Source organism: Salinarimonas rosea DSM 21201, assembly GCF_000429045.1.
Classification (GTDB): Bacteria; Pseudomonadota; Alphaproteobacteria; order Rhizobiales; family Beijerinckiaceae; genus Salinarimonas; species Salinarimonas rosea.
Genome location: NZ_AUBC01000036.1, coordinates 1 through 12,814, shown reverse-complemented (window position 1 = coordinate 12,814; position 12,814 = coordinate 1). Strand labels below are relative to the sequence as shown.

At 72.1% G+C, this 12,814-nt stretch carries 16 protein-coding genes; 8 read left to right on the top strand and 8 right to left on the bottom strand.

All coding sequences use genetic code 11. The annotated features are described in order from the left end of the window. Positions 1 to 85 precede the first annotated feature (85 nt). From G407_RS0119985 to G407_RS0119975, 3 genes are all read right to left on the bottom strand, one after another. On the bottom strand, positions 86 to 544 hold the full coding sequence (locus G407_RS0119985; protein ID WP_029032249.1) for a GNAT family N-acetyltransferase: 459 nt from the start codon (positions 542 to 544) through the stop codon (positions 86 to 88). After that, a complete protein-coding gene (locus G407_RS28905) occupies positions 541 to 1,185 on the bottom strand; it encodes a glutathione S-transferase family protein (RefSeq protein WP_052341649.1) in 645 nt (214 codons plus the stop codon). Before G407_RS28905 ends, G407_RS0119985 begins: the two co-directional genes overlap by 4 nt. 95 nt (positions 1,186 to 1,280) lie before the next feature. Next, the gene (locus tag G407_RS0119975) at positions 1,281 to 2,207 is read right to left on the bottom strand and encodes a polyprenyl synthetase family protein (RefSeq protein WP_029032248.1); all 927 of its coding nucleotides are present in this window, start codon (positions 2,205 to 2,207) and stop codon (positions 1,281 to 1,283) included. Positions 2,208 to 2,305: 98 nt separating this feature from the next. Between G407_RS0119975 and G407_RS28900 the strand changes: the two genes are divergently transcribed. From G407_RS28900 to G407_RS0119950, 5 genes are all read left to right on the top strand, one after another. Beyond that, on the top strand, positions 2,306 to 3,022 hold the full coding sequence (locus G407_RS28900) for a transglycosylase domain-containing protein (RefSeq protein WP_084327664.1): 717 nt from the start codon (positions 2,306 to 2,308) through the stop codon (positions 3,020 to 3,022). A 293-nt stretch (positions 3,023 to 3,315) separates the two neighbouring features. Continuing rightward, a complete protein-coding gene (locus G407_RS0119965; RefSeq protein WP_052341647.1) occupies positions 3,316 to 3,804 on the top strand; it encodes an SRPBCC family protein in 489 nt (162 codons plus the stop codon). A 43-nt stretch (positions 3,805 to 3,847) separates the two neighbouring features. Further along, on the top strand, positions 3,848 to 4,456 hold the full coding sequence (locus tag G407_RS0119960) for a TetR/AcrR family transcriptional regulator (RefSeq protein ID WP_029032246.1): 609 nt from the start codon (positions 3,848 to 3,850) through the stop codon (positions 4,454 to 4,456). A 67-nt stretch (positions 4,457 to 4,523) separates the two neighbouring features. Then, positions 4,524 to 5,375, top strand: coding sequence for an alpha/beta fold hydrolase (locus G407_RS0119955; RefSeq protein WP_029032245.1), 852 nt, complete (start codon positions 4,524 to 4,526; stop codon positions 5,373 to 5,375). Between the two features lie 80 nt (positions 5,376 to 5,455). After that, positions 5,456 to 5,848, top strand: coding sequence for a DUF1801 domain-containing protein (locus G407_RS0119950; RefSeq protein WP_029032244.1), 393 nt, complete (start codon positions 5,456 to 5,458; stop codon positions 5,846 to 5,848). Between the two features lie 77 nt (positions 5,849 to 5,925). Here the strand turns inward: G407_RS0119950 and G407_RS0119945 are convergent, their stop codons facing one another. The 4 genes from G407_RS0119945 to G407_RS28895 form a co-directional block, all read right to left on the bottom strand. Continuing rightward, positions 5,926 to 6,168 carry a hypothetical protein gene (locus G407_RS0119945; RefSeq protein ID WP_029032243.1) on the bottom strand — a complete coding sequence of 81 codons (243 nt, stop codon included), beginning with the start codon at positions 6,166 to 6,168 and terminating at the stop codon, positions 5,926 to 5,928. After that, the gene (locus tag G407_RS0119940) at positions 6,165 to 6,656 is read right to left on the bottom strand and encodes a YciE/YciF ferroxidase family protein (protein ID WP_029032242.1); all 492 of its coding nucleotides are present in this window, start codon (positions 6,654 to 6,656) and stop codon (positions 6,165 to 6,167) included. The genes G407_RS0119945 and G407_RS0119940 overlap by 4 nt, the downstream gene beginning before the upstream one ends. A gap of 62 nt (positions 6,657 to 6,718) precedes the next feature. Next, a complete protein-coding gene (locus G407_RS0119935) occupies positions 6,719 to 7,249 on the bottom strand; it encodes an ATP-binding protein (protein WP_052341645.1) in 531 nt (176 codons plus the stop codon). A 119-nt stretch (positions 7,250 to 7,368) separates the two neighbouring features. Then, on the bottom strand, positions 7,369 to 9,060 hold the full coding sequence (locus tag G407_RS28895; RefSeq protein WP_043540250.1) for a catalase: 1,692 nt from the start codon (positions 9,058 to 9,060) through the stop codon (positions 7,369 to 7,371). Between the two features lie 231 nt (positions 9,061 to 9,291). Here G407_RS28895 and leuD point away from each other — a divergent pair, with 231 nt between their 5' ends. The 3 genes from leuD to G407_RS0119915 all read left to right on the top strand — a co-directional run bounded on the left by leuD (position 9,292) and on the right by G407_RS0119915 (position 11,759). Then, complete coding sequence (leuD, locus tag G407_RS0119925) at positions 9,292 to 9,894, top strand: 3-isopropylmalate dehydratase small subunit (protein ID WP_029032240.1); 603 nt, start codon at positions 9,292 to 9,294, stop codon at positions 9,892 to 9,894. Positions 9,895 to 10,011: 117 nt separating this feature from the next. Beyond that, positions 10,012 to 10,785 (top strand): enoyl-CoA hydratase, encoded by a 774-nt coding sequence (locus G407_RS0119920; RefSeq protein WP_029032239.1) that lies wholly within the window; start codon positions 10,012 to 10,014, stop codon positions 10,783 to 10,785. Further along, positions 10,785 to 11,759, top strand: a complete 975-nt coding sequence (locus G407_RS0119915; RefSeq protein ID WP_043540249.1) for a threo-3-hydroxy-L-aspartate ammonia-lyase — start codon at positions 10,785 to 10,787, stop codon at positions 11,757 to 11,759. The genes G407_RS0119920 and G407_RS0119915 overlap by 1 nt, the downstream gene beginning before the upstream one ends. Positions 11,760 to 11,808: 49 nt before the next feature. On the opposite strand, the gene G407_RS0119910 is transcribed toward G407_RS0119915, so the two are convergent. Beyond that, a partial coding sequence (locus G407_RS0119910; RefSeq protein WP_029032237.1) for a transketolase C-terminal domain-containing protein occupies positions 11,809 to 12,814 on the bottom strand: 1,006 nt, incomplete at its 5' end.

Here is a 12,814-nt window from a genome sequence, read left to right as displayed (position 1 = left end):
GCGTCCGAGGTGGGCTGGCGGGCTGTCGTCGACGCCCCTCCTCACGGAGCGGCCGGCGCGGCTGTGACGGGAGGAACGCCGCCCGTCACAGCGCCTTCTTGAAGCCGAGATGCGTCTGCCCGTAGCCGAGCCGCCCGTAGAACCGGTGCGCATCCGCGCGCGCCGCGTTCGAGGCGAGCTCGACGAAGGCGGCGCCGTGCTCCCGCGCCCACGCCTCGGCGTGGGCGACGAGCGCCGCCCCGATCCCGCGCGAGCGGCGCGCGGCATCGACCTGCACCGCCTCGATCCGCACCCGCGTGGCGCCGCGATCGACGAGGCAGGGGATGACGCTCACCTGGAAGGTGCCGACGATGCGGCCCTCCGCCTCGGCGACGAAGACCATGTGATCCTCGCTCGTGACGATGCGGGCGAAGGCGGCCGCGTAGGCGGCCGCGGTCTCCTCGCTCCAGGCGTCGTCGTGGCCGCCGAGCGTGTCGGCGGCGTAGAGGCGCACGATCGCCTCGAGATCGCTCGTGCGGGCCTCGCGCAGGACGAGGTCGCTCACGCGGTGAGCCTCGTCTCCTTGGGGACGATGGCCTCGGGCGGCCCGAAGCCCGGCAGCGCCTCGATCCGCGCCATCCAGGCCCGCAGCGCCGGGCGCGCCTCGAGCGAGAAGCCGCCGGCCTCGGCATAGGAGGCGACGCCGTAGAGATCGACGTCGGCCATGGTCGGCCCCTCGCCGACCAGGAAGTCGCGGCCCTGCAGGTGCCCGTCGAGCACGGCGAGCGCGGCCTCGCCCTCCGCCGTCCACATGGCCACGGCCTCCTCCGGCGCCTGCCGGAAGCCGAGCTTCACGCCGCGGCAGCGGTAGATCGGCACGGCGAAGCGGTCGTAGTCCCAGAACATCCACTCGCGGGCGCGGATGCGCTCGTCGAGCGTGGCACCGCCCATCTTGCCGGTGACGTCGGCGAGGTATTCGAGGATCGACGCCGCCTGGCACAGGCCGCGGCCGTTCGAGCGGTCCTCCAGCAGCGGCACCTGGCCATAGCGCTGGCGCGCCACGTAGCCGGGCGCCTTGTGGGCGCCCTCGCGCAGGTTCACGAGCTCGAAGTCGAACGGCTCCCCCGCGAGCGCGAGGAAGAGCGCGACCTTGTAGGTCGGGCCCGAGAGCCAGATGCCGTGGAGCAGGAAGCGGGGAGCGGTCATGGGAGCGCGAATCCTCGTGGGCACCCTCAACGGAGCGCGCGCGACGCTAGCGCGGCGCGCGGGCAGGCGGAAGCCTCCTCGGCGTGGGCTCGTGCTCAGGCCTTGCGCGCGGCCGTGAACCGGGCGGCCTCGATCAGCACCGCCGCCCGCTCGCCCCAGGGCGCGAGCGCGGCCTCGGCCTCGGCCACGAGCCGGTCGCACTCGGCGCGGGCGGCGTCGATGCCGAGCGCGTCGACGAGCGTGCCCTTGCCGCGCCCGGCGTCCTTGCCCACCGCCTTGCCGAGCGCCTCCGCCGTCGCCTCGCGGTCGAGGATGTCGTCGGCGATCTGGAAGGCGGCGCCGAGCGCGCGGCCGTAGTCGAGGAGACGCGCGCGGTCGCGTGCGCCCGCGCCGGCGGCGATGGCGCCGGCTTCGGCGGAGACAGCGAGGAGCGCGCCGGTCTTCATCGCCTGGAGCCGGCGGATCTCGGCCTCCCCGAGCGTACGCGGCCCGTAGCGTCCCTCCGCCGCTAGGTCGAGCATCTGCCCGCCGACCATGCCGGCGAGCCCCGCCGCGCGGGCGATCGTCGCCGCGAGCGCGGCACGGACCTCCGGCGGTGCATCCCCGCCCTCCGCGGTCGCGACCTCGAAGGCGAGCGTCAGCAGCGCGTCGCCGGCGAGGATCGCGGTGGCGTCGTCGAAGGCCACGTGCACCGTGGGCTTGCCGCGGCGCAGGTCGTCGTCGTCCATCACCGGCAGGTCGTCGTGGACGAGGGAGTAGCAGTGGATCAGCTCGATCGCGAGGCCCGCCCGCAGGCCCGCCTCCTCCGGCCCGCCGAGCAGCCGCGTCGCCTCCACCGCGAGGAAGGGCCGCAGCCGCTTGCCCCCGGCCAGCGCCGCATGGCGCATGGCCGCCATCAGCCGCTCGGGACGGGCGATCTCGCCTTCCCGGGGCACGTCGTCGAGGAGCGTCTCGAGCCGCCGCTCGACGGTCTCGGCCACGGCGCGCAGCCGCGCCTCGAACGGGGTGTGCGTGTGCGGCATCGGCGCTGAAACCTCCGGGAAACGGCACGGCTCGGCTTGCAGCAGCGGCGCGGCCGGGTCAAGTACGGGGCGGGTTCCACGAGGCGAGGATCGCGAGGATGAGCCGAGGCGGGGAGACGACGCGCGCCGACGCGCCGGGCCGCGGCCCCGTGCGCCGTCTCGCGCGCGGCGTCCTGGGCCTGGCGTGGCGCACCGTCGCGCTCGCGGCGCTCGCGCTCGTCGTGCTGACGCTCGTCGGTGCGGCGATCACGCCGGTCTCGACCCTGATGCTCGGCCGCTGGGCCACGATGCAGCCGGTGACCCGCATGGTGGCGCCGCTCGAGACGATCTCTGCGCACGTGCCGCGGATGGTGATCGCGTCCGAGGATTCGCTCTATTGCCGGCACGCCGGCGTCGACTTCGACGCGCTTCTGGCGGTGATCGAGGCCGGGGCCGAGCGCGGGGCATCGACCATCTCGATGCAGACGGCCAAGAACGTGTTCCTGTGGCCGCAGCGCTCCTACGTCCGCAAGGCGATCGAGATCCCGCTCGCGCTGTGGCTCGACCTCGTCTGGGGCAAGCGGCGCACGCTCGAGGTCTATCTCAACGTCGCCGAATGGGGCGACGGGATCTTCGGCGTCGAGGCGGCGGCGCGCGCCCATTTCGGCAAGAGCGCCGCCGACCTCACGCGCCGGGAGGCCGCGCTGCTCGCCACCGCCCTGCCGAACCCCCGCGGCCGCGATCCCGGCCGACCGTCGGGTGGGCACGCGCGCCTCGCGGAGAACCTGATGGCGCGCGAGCGCGGCTCGGGGGACATCTTCGGGTGCCTGGACTGAAGCGATGTCGGGCGCAGAGGCGGAACAGCACCGCGTCTGCCGGCGAGCGCGTCCGACGGTTACGCCTGTCGGGCGATCCCGCCTCCGATGAGGCGCGGAACACGCACTCCGCTGCTTTTCGCTTGACACATACCAACTGGTCGGTACGCTTAGATCCCCGAGACGGTGGGGACAAGCCGAAGACCGCCAGCGCCACCACGGCCACAGGCCCCTCACTCGGCGACCTCGGCCGCACGCCGGCGCCCGGCCGCCTGATGCAACGCGCGTTCACGACAGGATGACGGAGAACGACGATGATGCCCGACACCCGCACCACCACCATCGACCCCGCGCTCGATCTCGTGATCGAGCGCACCCTCTCCGCGAGCCCAGCCCAGCTCTGGCGCGCCTGGACCCAGCCCGCGCTGATCGAGCGCTGGTTCGCGCCCGCGCCCTGGAGCGTCTCGCGGGCGGCTGTCGAGCCGCAGCCCGGCGGCACGTTCACGGTCGTGATGGCATCGCCCGAGGGCGCCGTCATGGAGGAGAAGCCCGGCTGCGTGCTCGTGGCGGAGCCGGAGCGCCGCCTGGTCTGGACCGACGCGATGGGTCCGGGCTTCCGCCCCGGCGCCTCGCCGTTCATGACGGTGGAGATCACGATGCGGGCGGTGGATGGCGGGACGCTCTACCGGGCGCTCGTGCTGCATCGCACGCCGGACGACCGCAAGGCGCACGACGACATGGGCTTCGCGCCCGGCTGGAACGCCTGCATCGACCAGCTCGACGCGCTCGCCCGCACGCTCTGAGAGGGCGCCGCGATCTTCGGCGGCCGCCATGGGAGGACGACGCATGCCCGCACGCGCCGGAAAGCCCGACGCCCGCGAGAAGCTGCTCGACGCCGCGCTCGTGCTCCTGCGCGAGAAGGGCTACGGCGCCACCACCGTCGACGACCTGTGCGCGGCGGCGGGCGTGACCAAGGGCGCCTTCTTCCACCATTTCCGCTCGAAGGAGGAGCTCGGCGTCGCCGCCGTGCGCCACTGGTCCGAGGTGACCGGCGCCCTGTTCGCGCAGGCCGACTATCACCGCCACGAGGATCCGCTCGACCGGGTCCTCGCCTACCTCGAGCTGCGCCGGACGCTCGTGCGCGGCTCGGCCGGCGCGTATTCCTGCGTCGCCGGCACGACCGTGCAGGAGATCCACGCGACCAGCCCCGCGATCCGGGCAGCCGCCGACGAGAGCATCCTCGGCGGCGCGGCCCACATCGAGGCGGACCTCGCCGCCGCGCTCGCCCGCCATCCCGTGCCCGGCGTCGACGCGCACGGCCTCGCGCTGTACGTTCAGGCGGCGATCCAGGGCGCCTTCGTCGTGGGCAAGGCGCGCGACGACCCGAGCGTCGTCGTCGCCAGCATCGAGCACGTCGAGCGCTACGTCAGGCTGCTGTTCGGGCGGTCCGCATGAGACGACCTCTCGTCGGCGCACGCGCCGATCCGCGGCACCCTCGGCCACACGACACCGGAGACCCGACATGATCCGCCCAGCCATGCTCGTCGCAGCGCTGATCGCGACAGCCGCCCCTCCCGCCTTGGCCGAGACCGTCACGATCGACGGCCTGGAGACCTACTACGAGGTCTCGGGCGAGGGCGATCCGCTCGTCGTCCTGCACGGCGCCTACATGAGCATCCCGGCGATGGGTGAGATCGTGCCTCGGCTGGCGGAGAGCCGTCGCGTCTACGCGCTGGAGTTCCAGGGGCACGGCCGCACCGCCGACATCGACCGGCCGATCACCTACGAGACCCTCGCCGACGACGTGGCCGCCTTCATGGATGCGGTCGGGCTCGAGCGGGCCGACGTGTTCGGGTACTCGATGGGGGCGGCCGCCGGGCTCCAGCTCGCGGTCCGCCACCCCGACAAGGTCGACCGCCTCGTGGCGGCGTCGGCCGCCTACGACGCTCGCGGCATGCAGCCGCAATTCGCCGCCATGATCCCCGACATGACGCCGGACATGCTGATCGGTACGCCGCTCGAGGCGGACTACCGTGAGCTCGCCCCCGATCCGGAGGGGTTCCGCGCCCTGGCGGAGAAGCTCATCGCGCTCGAGCACGAGCCGATGGCCTGGGAGGAGCAGGTCCGCGGCATCGAGGCTCCCGTGCTCCTCATCGCGGGCGATGCCGACGTGGTCACGCTCGAGCACACCGTGGCCATGTTCCGGCTCCTGGGCGGTGGCGCGATGGGCGACATGGGAGCGCCCGTGGCCGCATCGCGCCTGGCCATCCTGCCCGCGACCTCGCATACGGCGGTGATCGGCCAGCCCGAGCTCCTGCACATGCTGATCGAGCCGTTCCTGAGCGGCGAGACCCCGAAAGGCATGTTCGACTAGGATACGTCGTCGCAGCGGATCGATGTCGCGGCGCTCGGCGCGCCCGCCCGCACGCGTCGTGCCGATCGAGGAGGTGCGACATGAGACCGGAGATCAGCGACTTCAACCGCAGCCTGGAGGACGGCGAGAGGGAGATCTGCGACCTGCTCGCCCGGACGATCGAGCGACGGCTTCCAGAGGCCGAGGGCAAAGTCTGGCACCGGCATCCGGTGTGGTTCCTGGACGGCAATCCGACCGTCGGCTACAGCAAGCAGAAGCGCGGCATACGCCTGATGTTCTGGAGCGGCGCCGGCTTCGACGAGCCCCGGCTCGACGTCCGCGGAGGGACATTCGAGGACGCCTCGATCTTCTATCGGTCGCCGGCCGAGGTCGATGTCGAGGAGCTGGAACGCTGGCTCGCGAAGTCGCAGACCATCGCCTGGGACTACGAGACCATCGTCGGACGCAAAGGGGCGCTGGAACGGCTGAGATGACCCGGACCGGCTCCCCAACGGCGGTACGGGACGCCGACCGCATGAATGGACCTCCCGACGGGACGCGCGGCCGAGCGTCAGGACCCGCGCCGCCGCGGCTCCGCCCGGCCGGTCGCGACCCCGGCGGTGGCGACCTTGGCGCGCTCCGCCGGATCCTCCGTTCCCGGATCGGCCTCCGGCCCGGCGCGGCGGCTGGAATTGACGCTCTCGTCGGCGAGGCCCGGAGCGTCGGCGGGGGCGATCCGGCGCGGGGCATCCGAACGCGCCCGCTCCTCCGGCGACCCGGGCCTGCGGTGGTCCTCGGCCGATCCCGTCGTCACGCCGCCGCCTGCGGGTTGACGACGTCCTTGGCGAGTTCGGTCAGGGTCTCGTCCGCCTTCTTCTCCTCGTCGAGGATGTCGAGGAGCACGGCGAGGTCCTCCTCGAAGCCGAGCTGCTTCGCCCAGGTGGCGAGCGAGCCGTAGGCGGCGATCTCGTAGTGCTGAAGCCGCTGGGCCGAGGCGATCAGCGCGGTGTCGCGGCAGGCCGGGTCCTCGATCATGCCCGACCACTTGTCCGCCTCGGCGACGAGGGCGGCCATCGACTGGTCGCGATGCTCCCCGGCGTCGGCGCCGTGGCCGCCGAGGATCGCCGCGAGACGGTCGCGATGGGCGCTGGTCTCGCCGACGTCGTCGGAGAGCATGCGGGCGAGGGGCTCGTTGCTGGCGCGCCGCGCCAGCGTCGGCATGGTGCGGGCCATGAGATCCTCGGCGGAGCGCATCTCCTGGAGCTCCACGAGGTAGAGATCGCGCAGGTGCGAGACGGGCATGGGGGCCTCCTGTCGGGTGCTCTCGAGTCCCGAACGCATGGACCCGGGCCGGGTTCGCCGCCTCAGGCCCGACGGGTGCGCGCCTCGGCGAGGAAGCGGTCGACATCCTCCGGCGCGGCGAGGCGGACCACCGGCTCGTCCGGCTCCGGGCCCTGGAAACGGGCGACGTGGTCGTCGAACACCGCGTCCGAGAGCCCCATCCGCTCGCCCGTGAGGTCGTTGGCACGCCGGCGCGCCTCGATCTCGGGAAGCGGGGTCTCGACCATGAGAATGCGAAACCCGGCGCCGTGGCGGGCGGCGACGGCGGCGCAGCGATCGCGCAGGAAGCGGAAGGCGAAGGTGTCGTCGACGATGGCCGACCGCCCGGCGGCGAGGTGCCCGGCGAGGCGCTCCATGGCGATGTGGCTGGTGCGCTCCCACTCGGAATCGTCGACGACGTTGCCGCCGTCGAAGCCGCGCTCGTCGTTGATGGCGTCGAGCGAGACGATGTCGATCTTCAGCGCCTGCGCGATGGTGCGCGCGATCGTGGACTTGCCCGAGAAGGCGAGCCCGCACATGGCGTAGGCGATCGGCGGGCGGGCGGCGTCGGTCACGGCGGCTCTCCTGATGTCCCGCCCCGCCACGGCGCGGGAGGGCCGCGGGGCGGGACCGGGTTACCGGAGCGTCGCGACGGCGGCAACCGCGCGGGCACCGCGCCCGCGCGGGGCGGCGCTCATTCCGCCGCCTGCTTGCGCCCGCTCGGGTAGCTCGCGAGCACGTCCTCGGCGCTCGCCTGGCGGTTGGTGACCGAGCTCGTCCAGCCGGGCCACTGCTTCGGGTCGATGCGGTCGCCGTTGTCGCCGAGGCTCTTCAGCCGGCGCTCGTCCTCCTCGGTGAGGACCTGGCCCTTCAGCGGCGACAGGCCGCGCACGTCGTCCGCCGTGATGCCGATCCGCTCGCCGACGCGCCGGCCGTAGTCGTCGTGCACCAGGAAGAAGTGCCAGATCATGCGCTCCTGCACGTCGCGCTCGCACTCCGACAGGAGCGTGCCCATGTTCTCCACGAGGTCGTCGCGCTCCCAATTCATCATGGTGCAGAAGCGGCCACGGGCCTGGACGTAGTCGTTGCGCCGCTCGATCGGCTCGCGCACGAGCCGCCCGCGCAGCTCCGGCGGCCGGCTCTCCCTGTCGCCCTCGGCCTCGCGCAGGCCGCCGTGGATGGAGGGCTCGTAGTTGACGTGCGGGTTCTGCCCGGGCGCGAGATCGCGGTGGTAGGACATCTGCCCGCCGGACTGGTTGGTGTGCACGCTCGCCCCGCGCGGGCGGTTCACCGGCAGCTGCAGGTAGTTCGGCCCGACCCGGTAGCGCTGCGTGTCCGAGTAGGAGAAGGTGCGGCCCACCAGCATCTTGTCGTCGGAGAAGTCGAGCCCGTCGACCAGCACGCCGGTGCCCATGGCGATCTGCTCGTTCTCGTCGAAGAAGTCCTCCACGTTGCGGTCGAGCGTCATGGTGCCGACGTGGCGCAGCGGGATGTCCTCCTCGGGCCAGATCTTGGTGTCGTCGAGCGGATCCCAGTCGAGCTCGGGATGCTCGTCGTCCGACAGGATCTGCACGTACATGTCCCACTGCGGATGATCGCCGCGCTCGATGGCGGTGTAGAGATCCTTCGAGGCCGAGCCGAGATCCTGGCCCTGCACCTTCGCCGCCTCCGCCGCGGTGAGGCTCTCGACGCCCTGGCGCGGATGGAAGTGGTACTTCACCAGCACCGTCTCGCCGGCCTCGTCGACCATCTTGTAGGTGTTGACCCCGAAGCCCTCCATGTGCCGGTAGCTGCGCGGGATGCCGCGCGGGCTGAACAGGTGCGTGAGCATGTGCATCGCTTCCGGCGTCTGCGACATGAAGTCGAAGATCCGGTTCGGCTCCTGGCGGAAGGTCACCGGGTCGGGCTTCAGCGCATGGATCACGTCGGGGAACTTGATCGCGTCGCGGATGAAGAACACCGCGAGATTGTTGCCGACGAGGTCCCAGTTGCCGTCCTCGGTGTAGAACTTCACCGCGAAGCCGCGCGGGTCGCGGGCGACCTCCGACGAATCCCGCCCGCCGATCACGGTGGAGAAGCGGATCGCCAGCGGGGTCGTCTTGCCCGCCTCCTGGAACAGCTTGGCGCGGGTGTACTTCGACGCCGGCTCGTCGCCGATCTTGCCGGTCGCCTCGAACCGGCCGTAGGCGACGAAGCCGCGGGCGTGGACCACCCGCTCGGGGATGCGCTCGCGGTCGAAATGGCTGATCTTCTCGAGGAACTGGTAGTTCTCTAGCGTCGCCGGGCCGCGCGGGCCGACCGTACGCTGCGACTGGTTGTTCGAGACCGGATGACCCTGACGGTTCGTCAGCGTGCCGTCCGCGCGGCGGGAGGGGGTCTTCGCCATGGCGTCGCCCTTCGTGCTCGTGTCGCATGGTGCGGGACGCCGCGTCGGGCATCGCCGTTCGAGCGGCCAACGGACGGGAGGGATCGGGGTTTCGCGCCGACGGGCCCGCGGCGACCCGCTCTGCACCCGTGGAGGCTTCCCCTCGCGGCGGACGGCTGCTAGAGAACCGCCGATGCCTTCGGGGCCCCGCCTCGAAGCCCGACCGACCGAGCCCGACGAAGAAACGAGCCCATGCAGCCCTTCACGGTTCTCACCGGCGTCGCCGCGCCGCTCCGGATCATCAACGTCGACACCGACATGATCATCCCGAAGAACTACCTCAAGACGATCAAGCGCACCGGGCTCGGCACGGGGCTCTTCGCCGAGATGCGCTTCACGCCCGAGGGCGCGGAGATCCCGGAGTTCGTCCTGAACCAGCCGGCCTACCGCAAGGCGCAGATCCTGGTCGCCGGCGACAATTTCGGCTGCGGCTCCTCGCGCGAGCACGCACCCTGGGCGCTGCTCGACTACGGCATCCGCTGCGTGATCTCGACGTCCTTCGCGGACATCTTCTACAACAACTGCTTCAAGAACGGCATCCTGCCGATCGTGGTGACGCCGAGCGAACTCGAGGCCCTGTTCGAGGACGCCGAGCGCGGCGCCAACGCGACGATCACCGTCGATCTCGAATCCCAGGAGATCCGCGGCCCCGACGGCGGCGTCATCCGCTTCGAGATCGACCCGTTTCGCAAGCACTGCCTGATGAACGGCCTGGACGACATCGGCCTGACGCTGGAGAAGGCGCCGGCGATCGAGACGTTCGAGCAGAAGATGGCCGAGCGCCCCTGGGCTTAGTCGGACCGGGCGTGATCGGCCGGGCGTGATCGGGCACGCGCCGCCCGCCTTTCTGCCCCTTGCCGCCCCTCCCCTCGCCCGCTACCGATGAGCGGACGAACAGGAGGAGGCGACGCCATGCCCTACGAGACCATCCTCACCGAGACCCGCGGCAAGGTCGGGCTCGTCACGCTCCACCGGCCGCAGGCGCTCAACGCGCTGAATTCCACGCTGATCGCGGAGCTCAACGAGGCGCTCGACGGCTACGAGCGCGATCCGGCCATCGGCTGCATCGTGATCACCGGCTCCGAGAAGGCCTTCGCGGCGGGCGCCGACATCAAGGAGATGTCGGGCCTCTCCTACCCGCAGACCTATCTCGACGACTTCATCACCGCCTGGGACAAGGTCGCCGCGCGGCGCAAGCCGATCGTCGCCGCGGTGTCGGGCTTCGCGCTCGGCGGCGGCTGCGAGCTCGCCATGATGTGCGACTTCATCCTCGCCTCCGAGACGGCGAAGTTCGGCCAGCCCGAGATCAAGCTCGGCGTGATGCCGGGAGCCGGCGGCACGCAGCGCCTCACCCGGTTCGTGGGCAAGGCGAAGGCGATGGAGATGTGCCTCACCGGCCGCATGATGGACGCGGCCGAGGCGGAGCGCGCCGGGCTCGTCTCGCGGGTCCTGCCGGTCGACCAGCTTCTCGACGAGGCGCTGAAGGTCGCCGCCGCCATCGCCGACATGTCGCTGCCCATCGCCTTGATGACGAAGGAGAGCGTCAATCGCGCCTACGAGACCACGCTCGCCGAGGGCATCCGCTTCGAGCGCCGCGTCTTCCACGCCATGTTCGCCACCGCCGACCAGAAGGAAGGCATGCAGGCCTTCGTCGAGAAGCGAAAGGCCGAGTTCGGGAACCGCTGATGGACCAGACCACGGGACTGCGCCTGCCCACCTACGCCGACGTCGAGGCCGCTGCCCGGCGCCTCGACGGCATCGCCCACCGCACGCCGGTGATGACCTCGCGCACCGCGGACGCGCGCACCGGCGCGCGGCTGTTCTTCAAGATGGAGAGCCTCCAGCGCACGGGCGCCTTCAAGTTCCGCGGCGCCTACAACGCCATCGCGGCGCTCGATGCGGACGCGCGGGCGCGGGGCGTCGTCGCCTATTCCTCGGGCAACCACGCCCAGGCGATCGCCTGCGCCGGCACGCTGCTCGGCGCGCCGACGGTGATCGTGATGCCCACCGACGCGCCGGCGATCAAGGTCGCGGCGACGCGGGGCTACGGCGCCGAGGTCGTTCTCTACGACCGCTTCGGCGAGGATCGCGAGGCCATCGGCCGCCGGCTCTCGGCCGAGCGCGGGCTCGCGCTGATCCCGCCCTTCGACCATCCCGACGTGATCGCCGGCCAGGGCACGGCGACGAAGGAGCTGATCGAGGAGGTCGGGCCGCTCGACCGGATCTACGCCTGCCTCGGCGGCGGCGGGCTGACGTCGGGCGCCTGCCTCGCGGCCGAGGCCCTCTCTCCCGGCTGTGCGGTCTGGGGGGTCGAGCCGGAGGCGGGCGACGACATCCGCCGCTCGCTCGAGGCGGGGCGCATCGTCACGATCCCGGTGCCGCAGACGATCGCCGACGGCGCGCAGACGACGGCGGCGGGCGCCCACACCTTCCCGCTCCTTCGGGCGAAAGCCGCGGGCGTCACCACCGTGCCGGACGCGGCGCTCGTCGAGACCATGCGCTTCTTCGCCGAGCGCATGAAGCAGGTCGTCGAGCCCACCGGCTGCCTCGGCGCCGCCGCCGCCTTCGCGGCGGGCGACCTCGCGGGCAAGCGGGTCGGCGTGATCGTCTCGGGCGGAAACGTCGATCTCGCGCGCTTCGCGGCGCTCGTCTCCGAGTAAGCGGACGTGGCGCCCGTCCCGGACCCGGATCGGGTCCGGGACGGCGGCATCACGCGCGGGCCTGGCCCGCGGCCTCCCCGCCGAGCGCCTCGAACACCTTGGCGACGATGCCGCGGGCGTCGAGCCCGGCGGCGGCGTACATCTTCGCGGGCTTGTCCTGGTCGATGAACAGGTCGGGCAGGACCATGGGGCGGACCTTGAGCCCCTTGTCGAGCAGCCCCGCGTCGGCCAGCGCGTGCAGCACGAAGGAGCCGAAGCCGCCGATCGAGCCCTCCTCGATCGTGATCAGCACCTCGTGCTCGCGGGCGAGCCGTTCGACGAGGTCGCGGTCCAGCGGCTTGGCGAAGCGCGCGTCCGCCACCGTGGTCGAGAGCCCGCGCGCGTCGAGCTCTTCGGCGGCGGCGAGCGCCTCGGCGAGGCGGGTGCCGAGCGAGAGGATCGCCACCCGCGAGCCCTCCTTCACCACGCGCCCGCGCCCGATCTCGAGCGGCACGCCGCGCTCGGGCAGCTCGACGCCGACGCCCTCGCCGCGCGGGTAGCGCAGGGCGATCGGGCCGGTGTCGTGCGCCGCCGCGGTGGCGACCATGTGCACCAGCTCCGCCTCGTCGGCGGCGGCCATGATGGTCATGTTCGGCAGGCAGCCGAGATAGGCGACGTCGAAGGAGCCCGCATGCGTCGGCCCGTCGGCGCCCACCAGCCCCGCCCGGTCCATCACGAAGCGCACGGGCAGGTTCTGGATCGCCACGTCGTGGACGATCTGGTCGTAGGCGCGCTGCAGGAAGGTCGAGTAGATCGCGCAGAACGGCTTGTAGCCCTCCGTCGCCATGCCCGCGGCGAAGGTCACCGCGTGCTGCTCGGCGATGCCGACGTCGAAGGTGCGGGCGGGATGCGCCTTGCCGAACAGGTCGATGCCGGTGCCCGACGGCATCGCCGCCGTGATGGCGACGATCTTGTCGTCGGCCTCGGCTTCCCGGATCAGCGATTGCCCGAACACCTTGGTGTAGGCCGGCGCGTTCGCCTTGGGCTTGGCCTGGGCGCCGGTGACCACGTCGAAG